This is a genomic window from Nonomuraea sp. NPDC049141 (assembly GCF_040648415.1).
Lineage (GTDB): Bacteria > Actinomycetota > Actinomycetes > Streptosporangiales > Streptosporangiaceae > Nonomuraea.
The window spans coordinates 212800-234058 of the sequence record NZ_JBEZDR010000020.1 but is presented as its reverse complement, the minus strand read 5'-3'; the positions used below and the strand labels follow the sequence as shown (position 1 = coordinate 234058).

The following is a 21259-nucleotide window of genomic DNA, read 5'->3' as shown; positions in this document are numbered from 1 at the left end:
GTCCCCGGACGCCTCTCCAGGCCCCCTTGCCCCCGGAACAGTCACTCCGAGAAACGGACACTCAGGCTGTTACCGATACCTCGCCGTGGCCCTGGTCGGCGGATAGATCGGAGCCACCCGGGAGCCACCGTGTTAGTAAAGGTGTTAGCAAGATCTCAACATTATCCTGACAAACAGAAAGCCCCTGACGGCATAACGCCTGTTCAGGGGCTTCTTGCTGCAGAGCCAACGAGGGGAATCGAACCCCTGACTTTCAGGTCCATTTTAGGCAGCACTGTTAGCAAGATCTTATGACACCGCGCCACCACAGAGCATCTCTCCTGAATCTGGAATTCGTGAATTAGATTCCACGAAGCGGGAAGCCCAGCTTGACGATCGCGCGTTCGGCCCACTCCTGCGTCTTTGGATCCACGCGGGCCTTCTCTAGCAATAGCCGGGCACGGTCTCGCCACGTGCCCGGCAGTCGCTCTCGATCGAGGGCGAACTGCCTCAGCAGCGCCTCGCGGTAGCGAGCCTGATTCTCGACATCGAACGGCGCGAAGGCATGTAACGCGATCTTGAGGCAGTCGTCGTAGGCATCGGCAAGTTCCTCAGTGTTCCTCCTAGAGGAGACCACCCACAGCCGGAGAAGGGCGGACGCTGCCGACACGCAGCGTCCCTGCTCAAGGACAGCGAACGTGGTAAACGCAGTGTGGAAGTCGCGCGCCATTGGTTCTAGGACATGCCCGAGGAAGTCGAGGTGAGCGTCGCAGACGAAGGTGTTCTCCATCTCGATCGAGCCGTAGTTGCTACGGTGCCACGCCGTGATCGCTGGCGTTGCGGGGTCCTCGTTGAGGCTCCAGAGGGGACCCGCCAGGTATTCAACCGTCTCGCTCGGTTTGTAGGCAATCCGAATATTTCGTCGGCCTTCCTCCCATGTTCGTCTGACAGTGAGATTGACCGCCAGCCAGGACCAGCCGTCCTCGGGGAGTTGCGCGCGCCAGAGCAGCGTCTGCCTACGCCAGGCGTCGATAATGTCGGACGCGCGAGGGAACAGGTCGGAGCCGGAAAACCACTCGTCCACGAGGGAGTACAGCAGTAGGAGGTTTGCCGAGTAGGCGGCGTGCCGCGCGGGCACCGACAAAGCCATGGGCCGGTAGTCGACGTACCCGACTGTGAGCCGAGCTTCAAGCGCGGCGTGGAACAACGACAGTAGGAGAGTACGCAACACTGATATTCGGCTCGGCGTGCTGTCGCGCAGCAAAGCGGTCAAGAAGTGTAGCGTGGTCGCGCGGGCCGACAACGGTGCATAGGACAGTAACGCGTGCAGGAACGAGTCTTCCGGCATGGACTGACGCATCCGGCTTGCGCCAGCCTCTGCCAAGGTGGCCATGTCATGTAGCTCGCCGTACACAAGCCTGGCGACGAGGAACTCCCCGAACGTGGCGTGCAAGAACTCACACGTGGTGATCTTGTTGCCCTCTTGAATCGCCCTGGCCTCATGGATGAAGAAGAACTTCCCCACCACGATCTGTGAGGCAGTGAGGGGCGCGCGAAAGGAGCCAGTGGTGGCGGGCCGTCGCTCCACACGCCCCAATAGCGCGGCAAAATCGCTATTGAGCTCGTCCTCGTTGGTCCACAGGCGACCGCGGTTGAACATCGCGAAGGCCACGATCGACAGCCGATGCAGCTCGCGATCCACCTCTTCGCGAAGAAGAGCCTCGTCCGCATCCGGTCTTGCTTTGCGCACCTCGCGCTCGGCGAAGGCACTCAGCAGACTCTCGTAGAGCTGGGCTTGCCTGAGCCCACCGCGCATGCGCACCAGCCCGTTGTCGTCAGCGTCATAGAGCGCGAGCATGAGCAGCAGCAGCGGCTGCGTCGCTAGTGCTTCGTGATCCATCACTGCCGCCACAGACAGCTCATGCTGCCCCAGTGAATGCAAATAGTCGCTGTTGGTGTCGTTCCAAACGCTCACCCATCGCTCGACGTGCTCCTCACGGAAAGGCTCCAGCCGGATGGCAAGTACTCCATCGGCAGGAATCCGCGCCCGGTCGGCGACGGCGGTCCGACTTGTAAGGATCACAGCCAGCGGCCTGCCGTGAATGCGCTCGCGCGATTGGAATTCAGCGATCTTCTCCAGGTAGTCGGACTGGCTCACGCCAGTCGTCTGCAGCAGTTCGTCGAACCCATCGAGCAGCACCACTGGTAGAGCGTCCCCGGTATAACCCGCCAGCTCTGTCCATGAGATCTGCGCGTGCGTCGCATCCCGGATCGCGAACTCGATCTGGTCCAGCAGCGCAGCCTCCGCAGGGATCTCACGTAACACGACGCGAACGACCATGAAATCCGCCGCCGGAAGCCGGGCGGCCAGGACTTTGGTCAGCACCGACTTACCCGATCCCGGCTGGCCGAGCACGAGCAGCAAGCGGGTGGTAGCCGTATTGGAGGTCAGATAGCCGGTGAGAAAGTCGCCGATATTGTCCCGCGCGGGTCGTTCCGCCCACCAGGACTCCAGGTGCGGACGATCTCGCGAGGTCACTTCAGCGGCTCGGAAGTCCGGGTCGATGTAAGCATGGGCGAGCAGAGGTATCCGGAGCCCGCCCGTTTCTACCTCTCCAGTCTCTACGATTGGCCGTGACAGCGCATCCTGGTAGAGCGCTGCCAGTTCCCGCCTGCGCCGGTCCGGGGACCTGCCGGTGGCCAGTTCCTCCATCGTCCGCGACAGGCTGCTCAGGCTCATCTCAACCCGATGAAGCTGATGCTGAATTGCCCGATGATCTGTGGCCGATATCCAATACGCCACCTCTGGGAACTCGATGGCCAGCCGGTGCAGATGTGCTTCGTAGCTAGCGAGCGCCGTCGTGCAGAAGTCGCGGCAGGCCCGGTGGTCGTGTTGGCGCAGGACCGCCTGAACGGCGGGGCCAAGCTCTTCCCAAAGCTGTGCGTCGTGGCGAAACTCGGGAAGCTTGTCCAGCAGCTGACGGTAGAAGTTACACAACTCGTCGAGCATCTCCTGACGCGTACGGTGCGGCTCGGGGGTCGGCACTTCGCTGTGCAGGAGCACCTTTGCCAGGGAGACCGTCCTCTCCGACCCCAGCCGCTTCCCGGTGGCCAAGTACACCTGTTCGCCGAGCTTTTTTCGATCCTTGACTAGTTTCGCCTTGGCGCGGCCGTGATCGTTCTTGACCTTCTCCGGAATTTCGCCCATTGCGCGTGCGAACTTCGGCACAGTCTCGAAGAACGCCGTAAGGACGATGACAGAGTGCGCGGCCGTCAGCCGCTGCGTCCGCTCGAAACGGTTCAGCCCGGAGAGGCGCTCCTTTAGCCCGCCGACCAGCCCTTGACCCATCGTCGCAAACTCTGCCTTGGCGTCGAACAAGCTGATTGCTAGCTCGCTGCCACCGCCAGTTGCTACCAAGAGGAGGCCACCAGCGAGCTTGTCAAGTGCCTTAACAACCGAGCTATCAGATCCCCCGAGTAGTTCGGCGGCGTGAGCATAGCTCAGTTGCCGTCTCATGGCGCCTCCATCCGTCAGCGGCCAGGCTACGCCCGCTGTGGCGCCCAAATGACCCTGTTCGAACGGCTCGCGCCAGTTATCTCCTCACTGAACCCATTTCATCTCCCGGACACACCCAGTTCCTTGATGCCCAAGCTCATTGAGACCCACAACAAGCAGAACCCGAGAACTCAACTCCCCCAGGCCCGCCCTTCACGATCTCCGCCATATCCACGCCACGACCCTGCTCCTGGCCAGCGTCCCCCCCGTCCATGTCGTCGCGGCCCGCCTCGGCCATGCCGACCCGGCGATCGCCCTCCGCGTGTACGCCCACGTCGTCCACGAACAGGTGGCCACCGCTGCTGACATCTTCGCCAAGGCCGTCGGCGGATAGATCGGAGCCACCCGGGAGCCACCGTGTTAGTAAAGGTGTTAGCAAGATCTCAACATTATCCTGACAAACGAGGAAGCCCCTGACGGCATAACGCCTGTTCAGGGGCTTCCTCTTGTAGAGCCGACGAGGGGAATCGAACCCCTGACCTTCTGTTTACAAGTTCCGGGCGAGAGGTTCACCAAGGTCCACGACGACTGGCCCCACCTGGTATTGCACTCCAGAAAACCGCCCTATACCTCAGTGAACCGGCCCGCGTTGCTACACGCGTTGCTACATCCGGCCGGGCAACGACTCCCCCATCACTGCTCTCTGATGCGGCCCGTCCGCTTCGCCCAGGCCAGGATCTCCTCGGCCCACCAGTAGTCGGCGCCGGCCACTTTGCCCACGGGGCCAGGGAAGGGCTCGACCTGTTTCGCGGTCGCGGCCCGCTTTCTCCATTGGTTCACGGTGTGGACGCTCACGCCGAGCAACACGGCGATGTCACTCACAGCGACAGGGCGGGGCTCGGTGGGCTGGCTCATGAGAGCAGTGTACGCAGATCATGGGTGTACAGGAAATACTTGTACCCAGAATCTATGGACACCTGTACACGATATCTGTACGGTTGCCTCATCAGCACCAAGAACAAAAGCGGGCCCGCCCAAGTGATTCCAGCACCAGGACGAGCCCTTGACCGGGAAGAAGGCTCCCAGCCCATGCAAGATGCTAAAGGCGGCAACGGCGCCGCAGCCACCACCCCCCAGGACCGTGTCGACGCCGAGACGGCGCGGCCCAGCCAGCTCGACGAGGCGCAGGCTGACGGCCTGGCCTGCACCATCTGCGGCAGCGAGATGAACCCGATGAAGCCGATCGGGACGCACCTCGGTGTGCAGCTCTTCATGTGCATCAGCCACGACAACCCGCCCGAGTCCGTCGAGCCGCTGACGGCCGACCAGCTCGCGGGCCGCGCCTGCGTCACCTGCGGCGCCACTGACCGCCCCATGCGCGTCTCAGGCGAGGTCCCCGGACACGGCGACGTGTACGAGTGCGCCGAGCACAGCATGCCGTACTGGCTGCCCGAGCCGTGCCCGGCCTGGTGCAAGGACATCCACGAGCGCAGCGACGAGGAGTCCGACCGGCTCCACACCAGCCCGTGGCAGATCATCCCCGTCACCACCATGGGCATGGAGAACTTCGGGCGTGGTAGCGGCACCCCGTCCTGGGTGGCGCACACGGCCGAAGTGTCGCTGCAGCAGGGCTACCGCGAGGTCGAGCCGCGTGTGCTTCAGCACGACGCCGCCAACGACCGCTGGCACGCCTACTTCACCCTCGACGAGGCGGAGGAGCACGCCAAGAACATCCTCAGCTTGGTTGCGCAGGCGCGCGGACAGGCCGGGGACGTCTCCATATAGCGAAACGGCCCCCGCCCGGTGTGCAACCACCGGGCGGGGGCCTGGACCTCAATCACCTGCTCACACAGGGAGAGATCTGATGGCGAAGATACCGCCGTCGAACAACCGGTGCACCACCTACTACTGGTGCTCCGCCGCCCACGTCCAGCCGGACAGCCCCCACCACACGAACCTGGACCTGGTCGAGCACCTCGACCACTCCCACTGCCTCGTCGAAATCGACGTGCGCATCCACGGCCAGGACAAGGCCGTCGTCGTGAAGCTCACCGACCTCGACCAGCAGACCACCACCATCGCCCTGTCGGCCGAGCAGGCGGGCGTGATCGGCTACATCATCCGCACCTTCGACCGGCGCGGCATCCGCGAGTTCGGCGAACTGCTCGACGAGGGCTCGGTGCTGTTGAACGAGGAGCCGACCCGATGAGATGCCGCCACCGCTGGTGCCAGGTCGCCCACAAGGACCCGTTCGCCGTCAACCACAAGGGCGTGCTCGCCGAGTTCGCCGGACTGAAGGTCGGCCTGTCGCTGGCCGAGAGGCCGGGCGACATGCTCGACGAGTCGTGGGTGCAGCTCGACTACAACGCGAACGGCCACCGCCACCACCACGACGTCACCCCGCAGGCCGCCGCCGACTGGGCCGAGATCCTCGCCGCCGTCGATGTCCGCGAACTGGCCGCCATCGCTCAGGCCCTCTACCAGGCGGGCGTGACGCTGGGGGCGAGCGCGTGACACACCACACATCCTGACAAGCCGGTCCCCGGCGGGCGACCCTACCGCCGGCCGGGGACCTCAACCCAACCCCTGCAAGCACAGGAGAAGGATCTGATGTCCGAACCTACGGTCAGCGTCGAGGAGACGCCAGAGCGCCCCGCCAACCCACCCGGTCGCCTGTGGGCGATCGGGTTCGCCTTCGTCTACCTCGACCCGCGCGGCTTGCACGAGTTCGGCTACCTGCTGACCGACGCCGCCACGATCGCGAGGGGTGGCGCCTGATGATCCGCTGGTCAACGACGATCGTCGTCGTCCTGCTCGCCGCCGTGGCGGCCGTCGTCTCCTACCGGCATGCCTTTGAGGTGGTCGTGGCGAACGGCGAGTCCGGGTTCACTGCCGTACTCGTGCCGTTGACGATCGACGGCCTGATCTTCGCGTCATCCATGGTGCTGCTCGACGCGGCCCGGCGCGGCCTTAAGGTGCCGAAGCTGGCACGGTTCACCCTCGCGCTCGGCATCCTCGCCACCCTCGCGGCGAACGTGGCTCACGGGTGGGCTCACGGGCCGGTCGGTGCGATCGTCGCCGCGTGGCCGGCCCTCGCCCTGGTGCTGGCGTACGAACTCTTGATGGGGCTGATCCGGAGATCGGCGAGTTTGGTGGTGAATCACCACGAAACTCGCTCGGTCGAGGTCGAGGCAGTTGAGGGTGAATCACCCTCTCCCCAGCCGACCGACGTACCCGCCGCACCCGAGCTTTCACCTGCGCCTACGCCGGTTCTCACACCCGCCCCCGATGAGCTGTTCCCCGTGGCGGCACTGAGGTTCTCCGAGGACCTCAGTGAGGGTCGCGTGCCGCCGCTCGCCACGATCAAGAAAGACCTCAAGGTGGGCCAGCCGCGGGCCAAGCGGATCCACACCTACCTCCATCTACTCGCGGAGGTGGCGCGGTGAACACGATCTACATCGACAGGCGCAAGCTGCTGCGGCACGCGCGCGCCTTGGCGTTCCGGGCGTGCGTCGGCCTGGTGCTGGTACTGGCCATCCTCGGGCACGTGCTCGTGCTGCTGCTCGGCGCCCTCGACGCGCTCCTGACGGCCTGGCTCGGTCTGCCGCGCCTGTCGCGGAGCACGCGCCGGTTCGTCGAGGTGGTACGGGAGACGTGGGAGGCGGACCTGTGAGCGACCGTCCCGGCCGTGGCCGTATCCCCGAACTGTCGGCGATCCCGTGGGAGGGGCCGCGGGCCATTACCGACTATGCGCGCACGGGTCGAGACCTGTGCCGCGACCTCGGCGAAGAGTTCAACGTCGGCTCTGATGAGTTGTATGCGGTGCTGATCCGCTCGTTCAAGGGTCACCCGATCCTGGCGCTACTCGGCGCCCCCGACGTCCGCTTGAGGGCGCGGCGTGTGGTGAAGCGGCTGAAGCGGGCCGCCGAGTTGCAGAAGGGCGCCGGCGTCGAGCTGGTGAAGTTCCACGCGCAGTTCCGCAAGGAGTTCGTCGACGTGCTGCCCAAGGCCAAGCCCGAGCAACGCAAGTCTCCGTTCAACTGGGAAGACGACTGATGTCACGCAGCAAAGAGATCGTCCCGGTTCATGAGGAGAGCTCCCTGGCCAAGGTCACGGCCAGGGAGGTTTCCCGCCTGCTCACCCTGGCAAGCCCGTGGGTGGCCTACGTCCTGGTGTTCGGCGTCGGGTCGGCCTTCCACTTCATCCTCGGCTCCGACGACCCGCAGGTGACCGGCTGGACGATGTTCCTCATGGCGACGTGCGTGCTGGTGCTGACCGGGGTCACCTTCGGCCAGTCGCACGCTCGCGGCCCGTGGGGTAAGACGCACACGACGCTGACCACGCTGCTGGCCGGCGTCTGGGTGTGTGCGGCCACCATCAACGGGCCGACCACGGTCGTCACTGGCCGCCTGGTGCTGATCGGCGGGTTCACTCTGGCGTTGACGTGGAACCTCAGGACCGTCATCCGGATGAAGGGCCTCGACCAGCCCGGCGCCATCGGCGACCCGCTCGCGTTCCTGTTCGGCCAGGGCGCCGAGCGAGCGGGAATGCGGGAGGTCGAGGCCAGGACCCTCAAGGCCACTGCCCACAAGGTCGAGGGCGAGGTGCAGCTTGAGCAGGGTCGCCAGGTCGCGGAGGACCTACAGCGCAAGGTGGCCTACGTGGAGTCGGGCATCGGGCTTCCGCCCGGCTCCATCACCGCGAGCATCGACCCTGACCACGCCGACAAGGCCAAGGTGACCATCAGCGATCCGCGCGTGATGAAGCGCCCCATTGCCTGGGTTGCCCCGTCCCGGCCCGGCCTGTCGATCGCCGACCCGCTCAACATCGGCCTGTGGCAGGACCTCGACGAGGTGGAGTTCGCGCTGCTCGGCTTCCACTTGCAGGTCATGGGTCAAAGCGGCGCCGGTAAGAGCATCGGCGGCGCCTGGAACATCCTGGCTGAGGTGGTCACCCGCTACGACGTGGCCGTGTTCGTCGGCGACATCACCAAGGGCAGGCAGACGCTCGGCCCGCTGGAGGAGTCGCTGCACCGGTTCGAGACGACCAAGGCGGGCGTCAAGGCGATGATCCGCGAACTGCAGGCGCGGGTGAAGGAACGCACCGACTATCTGGCGTCCAAGAACCTCACGAAGTGGAAGCGCGGGTGCGGCCTGACCTACTGGCTGATCTGGTTCGAGGAGTTCCCCGACATCTACGACGCCCTGAGCGATAAGGAACAGGAGCTGTTCCTGTCCATGCTCAAGGCGATCCGGTCGGCGGGCGGCACGATCGTGCTGTCCCTGCAGCGGTCGGACTATTCGCAGATGCCGACGCTGGCCAGAGGCCAGTTGGGCAACATGTGCTTCGGAGTGCAGACCGGAGGCGATGCGGCGTTCGGCCTATCCGAGCCGCAGCAGGACGCCGGCGCCCGGCCGGAGTTGTGGAGCAACAAGCAGCCCGGCATGGCCTACCTGGACGTGCCCGGCATCGACGACGGGCGGATAGCGATGCCGCTGCGCACGTACGCGTGGGGCCTCGACGATCAGGGCGAGTTCGACGACGAGCGCGCCAACGCGGCGATGCGCGCCCACAGCGCCCAGTGGCCCGCGGCGGCTAAGGCGGTCGACGAGACGACCGCGGCCCTGTCGAGGCTGCACAACGGCGCCGCTGCCCAAGCCGCGCCGGCCGCCCTCCTGGAACGTCCCGACGAGGACGACGATGATGAGGATGTGAGGAACGTGGCGAGCGAGTACCTGGAGACCGACGACCCCGACCCCGAGGTGACGGGCGGCATCGACGACGAGATCCCCGACCTGGACGACGGCGAGCCGCCACTGACGTTCGCCCCGCCCGCCCAGTCGATGACGCCCGAGGAGCGCGGAGCGGCCCTCATAAAGCGGCTGCAAGAGCTGTGGGACGGCGGAGCGCGGGACTTCTCCAGCGGAGATCTCAAGCCGTTGTGGGAGACCACGGACATGTCGCGGTCGTGGGTGCAGAAGACGCTCAAGCGGCTCGTGGAGGCTGGTGTACTCGGCGGCTACGACGAGCAGGCGCAGCGCTACCTGATGCCCGACCGCCCCGAGCTGTAGCGCGTGCGGCTGCGCGTGGGCTGCTCGCGCGCGGCTTGTTGATCATGCTGCCACGGGTGCCGCGGGTCAGGTGCCACGCCCCTGCCACGAAGGGGTGCCACACCTCGTGGCACCCCTTCCGACCTGTAACACCCTCAAGCGTGGCACCCCAGCCCCTCACGCGAGGTGCCACGGTCAACTCTCGGGCCAGTCCACGCGTAGCCGCGTGACAGATCCTCGCTGTTGGAAAACGACCGTATTTCCACAAGATCCCTTGCATGCCATCCCTGCCCCCTGCCGGGCGTACGGCTGTCGGAAAAACGTGTTGAGAAATCTTCGTGTCGAACAAGTCGGCATGCACCCATTCACCACATTGGAGACTCGGATGAACCTCGCGACCGCCACCGAACCGGCCGCCATCTCCTCCATGGGCAGCCTCGTTGGATACGGCCGCGTCTCGACCAGAGACCAAATCCTTGACCGGCAGACCGCGGCCCTCACCGACGCGGGTTGCATCCGCGTGTTCGCCGACAAGCTGTCCGGCAAGAACACCGACCGTCCCGAACTGGCCGCGTGCCTCGACTACCTCCGAGCCGGCGACACGCTGGTGGTGCTCTCCCTCGACCGGCTCGCGCGCTCGCTCCAAGACCTCATCACCATCGTTGCCGACCTCCGCCGGCGGGAGATCGGCTTTCGATCCCTGCATGAAGCGCTCGACACCACCACGCCTGGTGGCCGGCTCGTCTTCCATGTCTTCGCCGCGCTCGCCGAGTTCATCCGCGAACTCATCGTGGAGGGCACTCACGAGGGCTTGGCCGCCGCTCGCGCACGAGGGCAGCGTCTCGGCCGACCTCCCGCGCTCACCCCGGAGCAGGTGACGCACGCTCGGCACATGCTGACCGCGCCTGACGCGACGGTCTCCAGTGTGGCGAAGCTGCTCGGGGTCAGCCGGTCCACGATCTATAAGTACGTGCCCGAGCTGACCGGAGCCGACGTCACGGCGGCCGGGACGCGGTAACGCACAATGCGAGGCGGCCCCCACCCGACCCTCCCTCCGAGGTAGGCCAGGTGGGGGCCGCCCTGTTCCCGGCTCCGCGCCAGGGCCGGGAGTCTCTTCACCTACTGTGAGCCGCGCGCCCGACCGGTGATACGCCGCCGCAGCCAGCGCAGGCCGTTGACGAGAGGGTCGTAGATCAAGACTCCCGCGACGACGGCCAGCGTGCCGACGACGGCGGTGAGTATCGGGATCAGGGCGTTTGTAACCATCGAGGCTCCAGGTTGGTGGATGGTGTAGCTGGTTGTGGGTGGCCCCGCCCGGAAGCCCTCCAGCTATGAGGCGGGGCCACCAGCCCGGCGCCCGCGATCTGACGGAAGGCGGGTGCCGGGTGGTCTATGTCCCATCTGGGACGTAGCGGGTCCACTCGCGGTCAGACATGCTCGCGCCGCAGGTCCAGCACATGCACGGTCAGGGCCCGCGCGAGGGTGTATTCGAGCCGATGGAAAGCGTCCAGCGGAACGTCTTGGGCGGTGGTCAAGCGGGGCGCTCCGTCGGGGTCCAGGGTGACGACGTCGCCCAGCACGCCGTACGGCTCGTAGTCGCCGCCCGAGGTGTAGACGTGCGCCTCAATGCGGAGACGAGGGCATGACCGGATAGCCTTCGGGATGCATCTCACGCATGTCGCAGGCTTGGTGACATACATGGATGCGACGGGCACAGCTCGGGGGAAGACCCACCACAGGCGTCCGCTGGACGGCTCCCTCGCGGTTTCCCTGCAGACCTGGCATAGCTCGTTCAGCATGCATTCGCGCTGCCGCAGGGTGTGCACCTGATCCCACAAAGGGGCGCCTCGCCGATGGCCTTCCTGGCGAGCCCACAGCACGCCCAGCAGCCAGTCGTCGTCGGCAGGGTCCGGGTAGGAGAGCCTCCGACCGTCCGTCGCGCCGCCGTACCGCGCCAGGACAACCCCGAGATCGATCCGCTCGGCGCTGCGGGGTGCAATGTACGGCACCGGGAGGACGGTGGCCGTGGTCATGCCAGCACCCCGCGGATGTTGGTCTCCCAGATGGCCTGCTGGAGTAACCCGGCGCTTCGGTCGGCGGTCGGCTGCCGCCCTCGATGCCAGGTCCGGTGCCGGGCCAGCCAGACGCGGTCCTGTCGCCACACCACCCAGGTGGGGAAGGCGCGCATGAGCAGGTCGCATACGGAGCGGGAGTGTGCCGGGTCGTCGTAGTACTCCGCGACCTCGTCCTCGGTCACGGCCGTTCCCCCGTCCGGAAGGGCAGGTCCCGCGGACGCGTGATCCACGGCAGGGGCACCGGCTTCGGCTTGGTGCTGGGCTGCGGGTCGGAGGTTCGGTGAGGTGATGGAACCTCGTCGTCCTTCTCCACCCCTAGCGCGTCTGCAAGCGGAACGAGCACCTGGTGCATTTCGTGTAGACGATGCCGTTGATGATCCGTTCCACGGCCATATTGTGCGGCGGGCAGGTGGGCTGTGGCTGCGCCGGCTCTTGCGGCGGTTTCTTCGGCACCATTCTCCTCGCGGGGACGACGATTTCGGGGCGAGCCATCGTGAGGCAGGTGGTCGAGGGCCGGGGCCGCAGCAAGGTCTGGGCGCGGCCCCGGCCAGGACCCTGCCGGTCCGGAACGGGCAGGGTCGAATCCGGCAGCAGGCCGTGCAGACGAGGCGGCGGCCTTGGTGTGCCGGACGTTTCTACGTGGGCTGACTGTCATGAGCGGCCCTGCCGCCACGTGTATGCGATGGCGAGCCCAGTGCCCACGATCAGCGCCTGCCGGTCGGTCACCGCTCTTCGCGTGCGACCGGAGGGCAGATGCGTGACGAGGAACGTGCCGTCGCCGTACTCCACGATGTCGCAGTCCGGAACGTACGGATGGGCCCTGCTCGCCTCACCAGACGCGCCGCACTGGGCGGGGTGCTCGACGGTCTGCCGACGCCGCGTCACATCGCCGTCGGCAGACCTGCTCGTGGCGTCAACGCCCGCTGTGGGAGGCGTTCGCGTGGGGGCTACGGACCTGTGACTGTCCATGCCCAGGACGGTAGAAGTGGCCGCCCGCCGATCTCAATGAAATTTCTCTAGATTTCTTCTTGATCATTTAATGCACTCTCGATCAGCTCGTGAGCCTCCGCGCTATGGACGGCGAGGGCAAGCAGCCGATCGAACGCCTTCTCGTACACGAGGACCTCGTGACGTTGCTGCAGTGTCAGTTCGGCCGTGTAGGTGGCTACCGTCACCATGCGGCTGTCGTAGATCGTGAACGCGTTGTTTCTGGGCACCGTGTATGGCGCGGCCAGCGGAACAACGCCCAAGCTGACCCGAGGAGTGCGCGCAATCTCCAGCAGCCAGCGCAGCTGCTCTGCCATCGTGCCGGGATCGCCTACGGCCGTATAGAGCGCCGCTTGTCCAAGCAGGAAGAGGAAACGGCGTTGGCCACGGCCGAGCACCTGTTGTGCCTCCAGGCGAGCCCGTACGCCCTCCTCCACGTCGTCCGGGATGCCATGGAAGTCCACAACCGTGGACAGGATGCCGTGCGCGTAGGCAGCCGTCTGGAGCAGCCCGGGAACGACCGTAGGCTCCCATGCCCGAATCAAGCTGGTCTTTTCGTAGGCGTCGATGTTGGCCCGCTGACGCCGTTTCGTACCCGACTTCAGAGAACGGCGCCAATCCATGTACTGCGCGTCGATGGAGCGAACCGCGGCGACCAGATCAGCGATCTCGCTCGGGAACTGGCAGGCCAGGCACCAGTCGCGGACGTCACCCTCGGTCGGTGCCTGTCTGCCGAGCTCCAGCTTCGACACCTTCGACGGCGGCCAGTCACACGCTGCTGCGATCTGGCGGCCCGTCAGCCCGGCATCGCGCCTCAGGTCTCGCAGGCGGATGCCGAGCGCTTGGACGGCTTGCTGGCCGAGGAGTGGCTGATTCACGAAAGGGCGTCGGCGAACGCTTCGAGCGGTTGAGCATGCTCCAAGGCCACAGCCCGCCACTTCAGGTGCTGTGATAGGACCTCAGGGTCGGTCACGAGTTCTGCGCCGGCGAAGGTGTCGTCGACGTCGTTGAAGTGCAACGAGACCAGACGAGCGTCATCGAACAGCCACGCATCGTACGGCGTCAGCCCCAACTGCTCAGCGACATCGCGCCGTAGATACCGGATGTCCTCGCCCGCCTGCACGCTGAGTCGGGCTACCTCGATGCCGTACCGGGTGTAGTCGGAAGGGGGAACCGACACGATGCGGACCCTCTGCCAGGTCCTGCCCGCGGCGGTGTCTCTGCTGATTCGTTCCATCCAAGACCGATGCCAGGCGTAATCATCCGGCTCGCCGGCCAGCCACTTGCGGAATGGTTCTACGCCCACGTTGCTGTTGTAGCGCTCGCGAAGCTCGAACCTGAATGCGCTGGCGGTGAAGCTGGTCAGCAGATCGCCCAGCTCGGTCTCGGACAGAAGCACGGTTACCCCTGGTCGAAGAAGCGGCGAATGAGTTCCTTGGGGATCTCTACGAGGGTTTCGTCGTCGGCCAGGTTAACGGTCTCGCCGAGGGCTGTGGAGTCGGTAACGGTCTTCCCTTGGACGGCGATCGTGCCGCGGTCCGTCTCGTAGAGGGCGGGGCAGGTGCCTTGCTCGCTGGTGGTTCCCAGGAACCGGAGATGCATGGCTGCTCCTTGATCGAGTTGCTTGGAATTTCGCGGCCCGCGCTGATGGTCCGTCCGACTCCTGATTCCGTCAAGGGCGGACTTTCCCGCCAATGCAAAAGAGCCCCCGTCACCTCCCTCAGAGGGGAGGTGACGGGGGCTTCGTTGTACGGCTTGCGCCTGCCCTACGGCTGGAGAGTCGAGGTGTGTGATCAAGGCGAATAAAATCACCCATGATCACCCATTCGGCTTGCTACCGCTGAGACTGGTCCGACTGCCTGGCGTTCGGCACCACGTACGTGATACCCAGGGCGCCGAGAACGGCCAGACCGATCGTCACCCACTCGCCCGTCTGGATGACGTTGTCGCCCATGGCGACGACGAGCGAGGCGGTGCCTGCGGACACCGCAGACACGATGGCCTTAGCGGCGCTGCCTACCTTGATCATGGCGTCTCCCTTACTTGGCGACGTAGCCGAACGAGAAGTTGTACCCCTTGGACTCGGACGCGCCGCCGAGCGTGATCCAAGCGGTGTCCCACGGCGCCCACCGGTTCGAGCCCGCGCCGTTGCTGAAGATGTGGCCGTTGTAGCCGCACCGGGTGGGCATGTCCCGGTAGACGCGGTGGACGCCATCACGCACGCTCGGGGTGCCGGCCCCCATGGAGACCCGCAGCGTGTCCCCCGCAGGGAGCATGTCGGCGGTGCCGCCCTCGACGACCGGCAGGGCGCCGGCTGCGAGCGTGAACGTGTTGCAGCGCTCGGTGCGGTTGTTGCCGCGCGCCCACGAGTCCTGCACGAGCAGGCCCGCCACGTTGACCGGAGCAGCGCTGACGTTCTTGACGTCCACGTACTCGGCGTTCCGGTTGGCCGCGGTGTCGGCGCCGTAGGCGTTGTAGCCGATGGCGCCGATCTCCAGGCTCGGGAGGTCGGCCGACGAAGCGGCCGAGGCCGGACCGGCGGGAAGGCTCGCAGCGATGAAAACCGCAGCGAGCAGACAGGCGCTCTTGGAGATGCGCATTTCGAGGATGCTCCTTGAGGAGGTGACATGAGAAGAGCGCCTCACGTCGGGGTGAAGCGCTCGGCGGCGAACTACTTCCAGACAGGAAAGAGTTCGCTGATCAGTTGGCCTCGTCGATGAGGCCGGGCGTGCGCCCGTCTTCGGGCTGTCGCTCCTCCACGGGCTCGGGATGCCGCGGCAGGAAGGATTGGTACGGCCAGTAGCGCAGCCAGAGGCCGTCGCTCACGGCTTGATCAAGGCGGTCCACGTCAGTTGGCCGATCTGCTTGTCGACCTTCAGCTTCTTCGCCTGCTGGAACGCGGCCACCTTGCTGCCCATCGCCGGGGTGAACGTCGTGTCGTTGTACACGTCTGGGTCCAGGCCGAAGTCGTGCGACTCCAGCAGGTAGAAGGCCCGCTTCACGGCGGTGCCCTTCGCGCCGACCTTGAGCAGCGGCAGCGTGTCCACGATCTCCTCCGTCCAGTTCTTCGCCTTCGCCGGCTTGGGGCGGTCAGGGGTGGCTCGTTCGCCGGCGTAAGGCGGGTTCCAGAACCCGGCGATGACATCGGCGGCGCGCACCCTGCGTTTGCAGGCGTCGCCCGTGTTCGCTTCGATCGTCTGGATGCGGCCGTCCGACAGCACCGTCTCTATGACGCCGACATGGTCGATACGGCCGATCACATCCGTGCCGTCCCAGTCGAAGAACACGATCGCTCCGGGCTCAGCGTGCGCCTTGATGTTGGACACGGTGCCGGGGAACCATCGGCCCAGGTCACGCCCATCTTCGGCGTGCCAAACTGTGTATGCGCGGTCTCCGTCAGGCAGGACCGCGGGCCCGTTCCCGGACCGCCGCGCCCACTCGGTGACTCCCTGGTCGCACCAGGCCGCCCTGAGGAACTCGCTGCCGTTGCGCTCCGCATACGCGCGGGTGATCTTGTTAGGGCGGCCAGTCAACCCCAAGTCCTTGCGTGCCTCGGCCAGCATCTCTGCCGCAGTCACTCGGCACCTTCCCCGCGGTAGATGCCGTCAGGGTCTGGGCTGCCGTACAGGTGGCGCAGGACCGCTTCCTCGTCCGGCTCGGTCGGCCCCCACTCGCGCAGGTCCACGCCCTCGGAGGTCAACTCCGCTTCGGTCTTCTCGGTCACCGGTCCTCCTTGGTGTGCTTGTCCATCTCGGCCCGCCAGGCGGCCCGGTAGCGGCGGAAGGTCAGCAGCAGCCCGATCAGCAGGGCGTCACACACCGCAGTGAGCGCGATCACGAACACGGCCGAGCCCGGCCCCCGGTAGACGGGCGTCCAGCCGCCTACGGCGAGGGATACGACGCTGCGCACGTACAGCAGCCAGATGATGAACACCAGCCCGGACACGAGCACGGCCGGAGACCGGGGCGGCCACGAGGGGCGGGCTCTGGCCAGGAACCAAGTGGACGGGATGACCCCGCCGGCCATGGCCGCCCACAACGCCACGGTGTACAGCACGTTCAAGCGGTGCCTCCCGCGAAATCGTCAAAGATCCAGACGGAAAAGTGATTCGCCTCGTTGTAGGCGTGGATCTTCGCCGCCAACTCCTGTCCGAGCCGGCGCGCTTGCACGGCCTGCGCGGCGTCCGCCTTCGCGCGGCGTGCCGACTCCTGCGCCGCCGCTTCGGCCGCCGCCAGCTCCGCCTGAATGAGCCGCTTGCGTGTCCTCATGCCGGGGCCCCCGGGCGCTGTTTGATCTCGGACAGGAGTTTCTCGGTCGTCTGCGCGGCGGCGATCGCGGCGGTGGCGGCTTTCGCCTGGTCGATCAGCGCCACCCTGGTCGTCTCGTGTGCGGCGTGCTCCGTCTCGTAGGCGTGCCGCCACCTTTCGGCGTCGGCTTCCATCCGGTCTGCTGCCGGTTTCGGGACGACGTAGCCGAGTACGAACAAAAGGATCACTACGCCTGTCGGTCCCGCTTTGAGCAGCAGATCGATGAGATCGGGAGTCAAGGTCATGGCCGCCTTTCAGCGAAGAAGGGGTGGCCGCCCGCGCTCCCTCAGGCCCCGCGCAAGCCCCGCGGGCGGCCACGATCAGGTGGCGATGACTCCGGCGGTCCGTAGACGGGTCGTCAGGTCGAAGCCGTACTGGCGGGTGGCAACCGCGTCGGCGCGCAGATTGTTGTACTGCGTCGCCGTAGGCGTGCCCGCGATGTCGCCGGAAATGAAGTTGGCCTGGTTGGCGATCGCGGCAGCCTGCAAGAACATCCGTTTCGTGCCGCTGGTGGTCTGGGCGAAAAAGTCGCCGCCATTTGCGCCGATGTGTACCGTGCCCGCGGCCACGCTGGGGATGCTCATGTTGGTCAACAGCCAGCCCTGGCTCGCCGCCGTGAGAGCCGGACGCGCCTTCAGCAACGCTTCCAGCTCCTCGACACGTCGGCGGAGATCACGCAGCTCGGATACGAGACTGCCTTGGTAGACGTCAGGCATCGGGCGCCTCCTGCCCCTCGAGCACGAGACGTGCTTCTTCCTTGCCGGTCTGCTTGCTGATCGGGGTGATGCCGATGCCGATGATGCGGCGCCGCCGCCACACGCCTTGATGCCAGGCGTTATGCAGGTAGAAGCGGCCAACGTCACCCAAGCTGTTGGGCGAGAACGTCACGATCTTGCCGAAGGTGACGGTGGCCATGTCGACGCGCAGGGCGCCACCGGCGCGGGCCGCCCAATAGGCCGCGTACTCCTCCAGCGTCGGCAGATCGGTCTGCGTGTTGTAGCTGAGAGTGCGACTGGTGCGCGGCCAGCCGGCCGCCAGGTGGGCGGTGGCCTCGTGCGCGGTGGACAGCAGCGGCACCGACGGGACGGAGGCGTCGGCGGAGATGGAGTTTCCGCGGGCCCGCCACCGGGTGGCGCCGCGCGCCGCGTCGGCTTCCTCGGTGTATTCGAGGATGTCGCCGTTGTTGCGGCCATCGGCCCACGTGTGCAGCACCGGGTCGGCCTGGCCGAGCGGCATCCCCCACACCCAGCGGCGCACCAGGGCGCCGTCGACACGTTCGAGACGGATCTGGGTCTCGAAGCCGCCCGAGGCCTGGGCGAGGTCCAGCAGCACCTGGCCGTACTTGCGGCCCTCGGACTCCAAGATGGCGAGTTCGCGGCTGACACCGGACGATCCCGCTTGCAGATCCAGGGAGATGTTGCTGTTGGGCTGCGCCATCAGGTGCGTCAGCAACGAGCGGGCGATGTCGATCTGGTCGCCCGCGTAGTTCAGATCGTCTTCGATCTCCACGGCGTTGAGGTAGCCGTCGAGCGTGACGCCCCGCAGCGCGATCCCGACCCCGCCGCGCCGGGATCGGGTCAGCTTCGTACCGTTGATCCAGTACTCGGCCTGAGGTTCGCCCTCGCGCAGGATCTGGCAGACGATCACGCCGGGCCCGCGATCCAGCGGGTAGCTGTCCGGGTCGTTGACCGCCTCGCGGGGGATGATCTCCGCGACACGGTCGGCCTCGCGCCGGTTGGGGATGGGAATGGTGGCCGTCAGCTGTCCCGGCTGTAGGAGGCGGGCATCGAAGACGGCGTCGGGTAGAGCCAGGCTGCCGAGGAACGTGCGGTCCAGGAGGCGGAAGAACTCATACCTCCAGACCGCGCCGCCGACGCCGGGCGCGAACGGCTGCACGACGGGTGGCTGCGGAACCGGCGGCGTCGTGCTGGCCACGATGATCGTGAACGCGGCGGCGGCCAGCGACTGGGTCGGGGTCAGCACGACCTCGCCGAGTGACGCCGTGGACACCACCGGCCGTGTCGCCAGCACGGCGGAGGTCCACACGTGGCTCTGGGCGTCGGCGCGCTCGGTGTAGCCGGTCGGCGTCGACCAGGACACCGACGCGCCGGGCGGCGACGGGACGCCCGTCGCGTAGCGGATCTCCAGGCCGCTGGCCGCGTTCGGGGTCATGCCGGGCGTGGTCGTACCGGCCTGGCGGTCGATCTGGATGCTGTCCGGGTCGGCGTCCGCGATGGCAACGATGAGCACCGTGCCGTCCGCGACGCTGCCCTGGAAGGCGCTGTAGGTGGTCGGCTCTCCGAGCTCGCACGTGCGTTTCCACACGATCACGCCCGCCCACGTGCCCGACACGCTGCCCGGCCAGAAGCCGCCCGGGTGATCGTCCTCGAACAGCCAGTCGCCGTCGAGGAACAGCGCGCCGTGCCCGCCGGAGTCGGCCGACTGGAAGGCCAGCAGAACGTCCCCGACTTTGGCCTCGCCGCGGGTGGCGGTGCCGGCGCCCGCAGAGATGAGGTTGGGCTGGACGGAGCGGATCCAGGCAGTCATGGAGCCACCGCCTTTCGCCCGCTGCTACAGGTAGGCATGCCGCCACAGGACGTCGCAGCCGTTGGAGCCATCGGCGGTGACGGTGTACTGGATGGTGTTGGAGCCGCCGGCCAGGACGAAGTCGCCCACCGGCACCGAGCTGCCGGTGAGGGTGGACATTTTCGACACGCCGTCGAGGGTGACGGTGGCGTTGTCGGTGTCGATCTCCAGCACCTTCCCAGCCGGGACCGTCAGGTTGAATTCCAGGGCCCGGTCGAGGCTGCTGTTGGTGAGTGTCGGATGGGTGAGCGGGCCTTCCAGCCGGATCAGCGGGTGGGTGGCGGTGTTGCCCTGGTTGGACAGGCCTGTCGGAGTGTTGACGGGTACGGTGGCGCCCTGCAGGTCGAGGCTGTAGCGGCGCGGGTCGCTGCAGGTCCAGCGGACGGTCACCGGGACGATGCCCACACCAACAAGCCGGGTGGGGACGATGCGGCCGGTGATCGAGCCGTGAGCCAGCAGCGTCTCGCCGCGCAAGGTGATGACGAGCGGGTATTCGGTGTCGTCCTCGCCCACCGCGGTTGCGGCCCGTAGTGCCCCGTAGGACTGGACGAACGTGGGGCTGTCGTCGTGGACCTGGATGGTCGCGGTGACGATCCGTTCCTGGGCGTACTTGCGGCCGCTGTAGGAGCCGTGCCGGGAGGGCCGTTCGACGTTGCCCGAGTCGATGCCGGGTAGATCCTCCCAGCCATCAAATTCTGTGATCCGGTAAAGGTTCTGACCGCCGCCCCAGACGGTGCCGTTCCATTCGATTTCGCCATCGTTGCCGGTCATCGCGTCGCCGGGCTGGACCGGCAGTACCACGCTGATCGGCGGCCACTCGGTGGGGATCTCGAACGCGGCCAGCGTCAAGCGCCGCTCGCGCGTCAGGCTCAGCGTCGGCCACTCGGTGGGGATCTCGAACGCGGCCAGGTTCAAGTTCACGTTCGGGGTGACGACACTGATCGGCGGCCACTCGGTGGGGATCTCGAACGGCGCCAGGTTCAGGCCGACGCGGGAGTATCGCAGCCGACCGCGAATGGTGGCTGGGATCGGCTGGGACCGGCCGAGACGAGCCATGCACGCCCCCTCTTAGATGTAGGCGGCGCGGTTGATCGCCTGGCCGAGGATGAGCGGGCGCGGCGCGAGGAACGGCACCACGGCGGGCAGGATCTCGATAGCCGCCCAGTTCCAGGTCCTGCTCCCACCCGTGCCGTTGAAGTTCAACGTGACCGCGCTGCCCGCTGTCGCGGTGTCGGCTGCCTTGTAGACGGCGATCCCGGAATAGTCGTCAGTGATCGTGGCGATGCCGAAGCCGACGTCAGCGGAGGTGGGGGTGGTGTCAGCGTTGGAGTCGGTGGCGATCCCCACCGCGCGTGAGGCCGCCACCGTGCTGGTGTAGGCGGCCGCCGTGAGATTGGCCGTCGTGGAATGGTTCTCGCCGACCGCCCCTACCGGGTTCGCGACATCAGCTCCTGTGATCACCAGCAGCTTCAGTGAGACCTGGCTGCCGCCGGAGGCAGCGGTGGCCGTGACGGTGCGGGCGACGGCGGTCGGCGCTACCGCCGTGAAGATGGTCACGGTTCCGGCGAAAGCGCCCGAGTCCTCGCCGACCTGGTGGTTGACTCGCGGCGCCCACGTGAGAGCGGTTCCGGAGTTGGCGATCGTGTTGGTGCCCGTCCCGCCGCCGAACGCGCACAAGGCGACCAGCAGCGAGCCGGCAGGCGCCGTGAATGAGGCTGTCGGGGCCGTATCAACACTGTTGGCCAATGCCGGGGTGGAGGCGTCGATGGCGATCGCCAC

31 protein-coding genes are annotated in these 21259 nt (G+C 66.6%); 10 read left to right on the top strand and 21 right to left on the bottom strand.

The window, feature by feature from the left end:
• Nucleotides 1–340: 340 nt before the first annotated feature.
• Entirely contained in the window at nt 341–3496 is a 3156-nt protein-coding gene (locus AB0B91_RS46245; protein WP_358334980.1) for a hypothetical protein, read from the bottom strand.
• A gap of 139 nt (nt 3497–3635) precedes the next feature.
• Here AB0B91_RS46245 and AB0B91_RS46240 point away from each other — a divergent pair, with 139 nt between their 5' ends.
• Nucleotides 3636–3869 carry a tyrosine-type recombinase/integrase gene (locus AB0B91_RS46240; RefSeq protein WP_358334977.1) on the top strand — a complete coding sequence of 78 codons (234 nt, stop codon included), beginning with the start codon at nt 3636–3638 and terminating at the stop codon, nt 3867–3869.
• 299 nt (nt 3870–4168) lie between these two features.
• On the opposite strand, the gene AB0B91_RS46235 is transcribed toward AB0B91_RS46240, so the two are convergent.
• The gene (locus AB0B91_RS46235) at nt 4169–4390 is read right to left on the bottom strand and encodes a hypothetical protein (protein WP_358334974.1); all 222 of its coding nucleotides are present in this window, start codon (nt 4388–4390) and stop codon (nt 4169–4171) included.
• Nucleotides 4391–4564: 174 nt separating this feature from the next.
• On the opposite strand from AB0B91_RS46235, the gene AB0B91_RS46230 reads away from it, so the two are divergent.
• The 9 genes from AB0B91_RS46230 to AB0B91_RS46190 all read left to right on the top strand — a co-directional run bounded on the left by AB0B91_RS46230 (nt 4565) and on the right by AB0B91_RS46190 (nt 10543).
• Nucleotides 4565–5260 carry a hypothetical protein gene (locus AB0B91_RS46230; RefSeq protein WP_358334971.1) on the top strand — a complete coding sequence of 232 codons (696 nt, stop codon included), beginning with the start codon at nt 4565–4567 and terminating at the stop codon, nt 5258–5260.
• A gap of 79 nt (nt 5261–5339) precedes the next feature.
• On the top strand, nt 5340–5684 hold the full coding sequence (locus tag AB0B91_RS46225) for a hypothetical protein (protein WP_358334968.1): 345 nt from the start codon (nt 5340–5342) through the stop codon (nt 5682–5684).
• A complete protein-coding gene (locus AB0B91_RS46220; RefSeq protein ID WP_358334965.1) occupies nt 5681–5989 on the top strand; it encodes a hypothetical protein in 309 nt (102 codons plus the stop codon). Before AB0B91_RS46225 ends, AB0B91_RS46220 begins: the two co-directional genes overlap by 4 nt.
• Nucleotides 5990–6085: 96 nt before the next feature.
• Nucleotides 6086–6253, top strand: a complete 168-nt coding sequence (locus AB0B91_RS46215) for a hypothetical protein (RefSeq protein ID WP_358334962.1) — start codon at nt 6086–6088, stop codon at nt 6251–6253.
• Nucleotides 6253–6921: a DUF2637 domain-containing protein gene (locus AB0B91_RS46210; RefSeq protein ID WP_358334959.1), complete on the top strand. Its 669-nt coding sequence runs from the start codon at nt 6253–6255 to the stop codon at nt 6919–6921. The genes AB0B91_RS46215 and AB0B91_RS46210 overlap by 1 nt, the downstream gene beginning before the upstream one ends.
• Nucleotides 6918–7148, top strand: a complete 231-nt coding sequence (locus AB0B91_RS46205) for a hypothetical protein (RefSeq protein WP_358334956.1) — start codon at nt 6918–6920, stop codon at nt 7146–7148. Before AB0B91_RS46210 ends, AB0B91_RS46205 begins: the two co-directional genes overlap by 4 nt.
• Nucleotides 7145–7531, top strand: a complete 387-nt coding sequence (locus tag AB0B91_RS46200) for a hypothetical protein (protein WP_358334953.1) — start codon at nt 7145–7147, stop codon at nt 7529–7531. Before AB0B91_RS46205 ends, AB0B91_RS46200 begins: the two co-directional genes overlap by 4 nt.
• The gene (locus tag AB0B91_RS46195; RefSeq protein WP_358334951.1) at nt 7531–9546 is read left to right on the top strand and encodes a hypothetical protein; all 2016 of its coding nucleotides are present in this window, start codon (nt 7531–7533) and stop codon (nt 9544–9546) included. The genes AB0B91_RS46200 and AB0B91_RS46195 overlap by 1 nt, the downstream gene beginning before the upstream one ends.
• Before the next feature lie 364 nt (nt 9547–9910).
• Nucleotides 9911–10543 carry a recombinase family protein gene (locus tag AB0B91_RS46190; protein WP_358334949.1) on the top strand — a complete coding sequence of 211 codons (633 nt, stop codon included), beginning with the start codon at nt 9911–9913 and terminating at the stop codon, nt 10541–10543.
• A 101-nt stretch (nt 10544–10644) separates the two neighbouring features.
• Here AB0B91_RS46190 and AB0B91_RS46185 read toward each other — a convergent pair whose 3' ends face one another.
• The 19 genes from AB0B91_RS46185 to AB0B91_RS46095 form a co-directional block, all read right to left on the bottom strand.
• Nucleotides 10645–10791, bottom strand: coding sequence for a hypothetical protein (locus AB0B91_RS46185; RefSeq protein ID WP_358334947.1), 147 nt, complete (start codon nt 10789–10791; stop codon nt 10645–10647).
• A 161-nt stretch (nt 10792–10952) separates the two neighbouring features.
• Nucleotides 10953–11558 carry a hypothetical protein gene (locus AB0B91_RS46180; RefSeq protein ID WP_358334944.1) on the bottom strand — a complete coding sequence of 202 codons (606 nt, stop codon included), beginning with the start codon at nt 11556–11558 and terminating at the stop codon, nt 10953–10955.
• The gene (locus AB0B91_RS46175) at nt 11555–11782 is read right to left on the bottom strand and encodes a hypothetical protein (protein ID WP_358334941.1); all 228 of its coding nucleotides are present in this window, start codon (nt 11780–11782) and stop codon (nt 11555–11557) included. Before AB0B91_RS46175 ends, AB0B91_RS46180 begins: the two co-directional genes overlap by 4 nt.
• A 469-nt stretch (nt 11783–12251) precedes the next feature.
• The gene (locus AB0B91_RS46170) at nt 12252–12569 is read right to left on the bottom strand and encodes a hypothetical protein (RefSeq protein WP_358334938.1); all 318 of its coding nucleotides are present in this window, start codon (nt 12567–12569) and stop codon (nt 12252–12254) included.
• Between the two features lie 47 nt (nt 12570–12616).
• Entirely contained in the window at nt 12617–13465 is an 849-nt protein-coding gene (locus AB0B91_RS46165; RefSeq protein WP_358334935.1) for a helix-turn-helix transcriptional regulator, read from the bottom strand.
• The gene (locus AB0B91_RS46160) at nt 13462–13986 is read right to left on the bottom strand and encodes a DUF6879 family protein (RefSeq protein WP_358334932.1); all 525 of its coding nucleotides are present in this window, start codon (nt 13984–13986) and stop codon (nt 13462–13464) included. Before AB0B91_RS46160 ends, AB0B91_RS46165 begins: the two co-directional genes overlap by 4 nt.
• Nucleotides 13987–13988: 2 nt before the next feature.
• On the bottom strand, nt 13989–14189 hold the full coding sequence (locus AB0B91_RS46155; protein ID WP_358334929.1) for a hypothetical protein: 201 nt from the start codon (nt 14187–14189) through the stop codon (nt 13989–13991).
• Between the two features lie 232 nt (nt 14190–14421).
• Entirely contained in the window at nt 14422–14616 is a 195-nt protein-coding gene (locus AB0B91_RS46150) for a hypothetical protein (RefSeq protein ID WP_358334926.1), read from the bottom strand.
• Nucleotides 14617–14626: 10 nt separating this feature from the next.
• Nucleotides 14627–15187, bottom strand: coding sequence for a hypothetical protein (locus AB0B91_RS46145; protein WP_358334923.1), 561 nt, complete (start codon nt 15185–15187; stop codon nt 14627–14629).
• A 100-nt stretch (nt 15188–15287) separates the two neighbouring features.
• Nucleotides 15288–15413, bottom strand: a complete 126-nt coding sequence (locus AB0B91_RS46140) for a hypothetical protein (protein ID WP_358334920.1) — start codon at nt 15411–15413, stop codon at nt 15288–15290.
• Entirely contained in the window at nt 15410–16165 is a 756-nt protein-coding gene (locus AB0B91_RS46135; protein WP_358334917.1) for a CHAP domain-containing protein, read from the bottom strand. The genes AB0B91_RS46140 and AB0B91_RS46135 overlap by 4 nt, the downstream gene beginning before the upstream one ends.
• Nucleotides 16162–16311, bottom strand: coding sequence for a hypothetical protein (locus AB0B91_RS46130; RefSeq protein WP_358334914.1), 150 nt, complete (start codon nt 16309–16311; stop codon nt 16162–16164). The genes AB0B91_RS46135 and AB0B91_RS46130 overlap by 4 nt, the downstream gene beginning before the upstream one ends.
• Nucleotides 16308–16649, bottom strand: coding sequence for a hypothetical protein (locus tag AB0B91_RS46125; protein WP_358334911.1), 342 nt, complete (start codon nt 16647–16649; stop codon nt 16308–16310). The genes AB0B91_RS46130 and AB0B91_RS46125 overlap by 4 nt, the downstream gene beginning before the upstream one ends.
• On the bottom strand, nt 16646–16855 hold the full coding sequence (locus AB0B91_RS46120; RefSeq protein ID WP_358334908.1) for a hypothetical protein: 210 nt from the start codon (nt 16853–16855) through the stop codon (nt 16646–16648). Before AB0B91_RS46120 ends, AB0B91_RS46125 begins: the two co-directional genes overlap by 4 nt.
• On the bottom strand, nt 16852–17139 hold the full coding sequence (locus tag AB0B91_RS46115; RefSeq protein ID WP_358334905.1) for a hypothetical protein: 288 nt from the start codon (nt 17137–17139) through the stop codon (nt 16852–16854). The genes AB0B91_RS46120 and AB0B91_RS46115 overlap by 4 nt, the downstream gene beginning before the upstream one ends.
• A gap of 75 nt (nt 17140–17214) precedes the next feature.
• Entirely contained in the window at nt 17215–17610 is a 396-nt protein-coding gene (locus AB0B91_RS46110) for a hypothetical protein (RefSeq protein WP_358334902.1), read from the bottom strand.
• Nucleotides 17603–19441 carry a hypothetical protein gene (locus AB0B91_RS46105; RefSeq protein ID WP_358334899.1) on the bottom strand — a complete coding sequence of 613 codons (1839 nt, stop codon included), beginning with the start codon at nt 19439–19441 and terminating at the stop codon, nt 17603–17605. The genes AB0B91_RS46110 and AB0B91_RS46105 overlap by 8 nt, the downstream gene beginning before the upstream one ends.
• Before the next feature lie 24 nt (nt 19442–19465).
• On the bottom strand, nt 19466–20536 hold the full coding sequence (locus tag AB0B91_RS46100) for a hypothetical protein (protein ID WP_358334896.1): 1071 nt from the start codon (nt 20534–20536) through the stop codon (nt 19466–19468).
• A 12-nt stretch (nt 20537–20548) separates the two neighbouring features.
• Entirely contained in the window at nt 20549–21259 is a 711-nt protein-coding gene (locus AB0B91_RS46095; RefSeq protein ID WP_358334893.1) for a hypothetical protein, read from the bottom strand.

Bases quoted from the DNA above. Each gene is read 5' to 3' on its own strand.
- AB0B91_RS46245 (WP_358334980.1), bottom strand. From the start codon at position 3,496: ATGAGACGGCAACTGAGCTATGCTCACGCCGCCGAACTACTCGGGGGA.
- AB0B91_RS46235 (WP_358334974.1), bottom strand. From the start codon at position 4,390: ATGAGCCAGCCCACCGAGCCCCGCCCTGTCGCTGTGAGTGACATCGCC.
- AB0B91_RS46230 (WP_358334971.1), top strand. From the start codon at position 4,565: ATGCAAGATGCTAAAGGCGGCAACGGCGCCGCAGCCACCACCCCCCAG.
- AB0B91_RS46225 (WP_358334968.1), top strand. From the start codon at position 5,340: ATGGCGAAGATACCGCCGTCGAACAACCGGTGCACCACCTACTACTGG.
- AB0B91_RS46220 (WP_358334965.1), top strand. From the start codon at position 5,681: ATGAGATGCCGCCACCGCTGGTGCCAGGTCGCCCACAAGGACCCGTTC.
- AB0B91_RS46215 (WP_358334962.1), top strand. From the start codon at position 6,086: ATGTCCGAACCTACGGTCAGCGTCGAGGAGACGCCAGAGCGCCCCGCC.
- AB0B91_RS46210 (WP_358334959.1), top strand. From the start codon at position 6,253: ATGATCCGCTGGTCAACGACGATCGTCGTCGTCCTGCTCGCCGCCGTG.
- AB0B91_RS46195 (WP_358334951.1), top strand. From the start codon at position 7,531: ATGTCACGCAGCAAAGAGATCGTCCCGGTTCATGAGGAGAGCTCCCTG.
- AB0B91_RS46190 (WP_358334949.1), top strand. From the start codon at position 9,911: ATGAACCTCGCGACCGCCACCGAACCGGCCGCCATCTCCTCCATGGGC.
- AB0B91_RS46185 (WP_358334947.1), bottom strand. From the start codon at position 10,791: ATGGTTACAAACGCCCTGATCCCGATACTCACCGCCGTCGTCGGCACG.
- AB0B91_RS46180 (WP_358334944.1), bottom strand. From the start codon at position 11,558: ATGACCACGGCCACCGTCCTCCCGGTGCCGTACATTGCACCCCGCAGC.
- AB0B91_RS46170 (WP_358334938.1), bottom strand. From the start codon at position 12,569: ATGGACAGTCACAGGTCCGTAGCCCCCACGCGAACGCCTCCCACAGCG.
- AB0B91_RS46155 (WP_358334929.1), bottom strand. From the start codon at position 14,189: ATGCATCTCCGGTTCCTGGGAACCACCAGCGAGCAAGGCACCTGCCCC.
- AB0B91_RS46150 (WP_358334926.1), bottom strand. From the start codon at position 14,616: ATGATCAAGGTAGGCAGCGCCGCTAAGGCCATCGTGTCTGCGGTGTCC.
- AB0B91_RS46145 (WP_358334923.1), bottom strand. From the start codon at position 15,187: ATGCGCATCTCCAAGAGCGCCTGTCTGCTCGCTGCGGTTTTCATCGCT.
- AB0B91_RS46120 (WP_358334908.1), bottom strand. From the start codon at position 16,855: ATGAGGACACGCAAGCGGCTCATTCAGGCGGAGCTGGCGGCGGCCGAA.
- AB0B91_RS46115 (WP_358334905.1), bottom strand. From the start codon at position 17,139: ATGACCTTGACTCCCGATCTCATCGATCTGCTGCTCAAAGCGGGACCG.
- AB0B91_RS46110 (WP_358334902.1), bottom strand. From the start codon at position 17,610: ATGCCTGACGTCTACCAAGGCAGTCTCGTATCCGAGCTGCGTGATCTC.
- AB0B91_RS46105 (WP_358334899.1), bottom strand. From the start codon at position 19,441: ATGACTGCCTGGATCCGCTCCGTCCAGCCCAACCTCATCTCTGCGGGC.
- AB0B91_RS46100 (WP_358334896.1), bottom strand. From the start codon at position 20,536: ATGGCTCGTCTCGGCCGGTCCCAGCCGATCCCAGCCACCATTCGCGGT.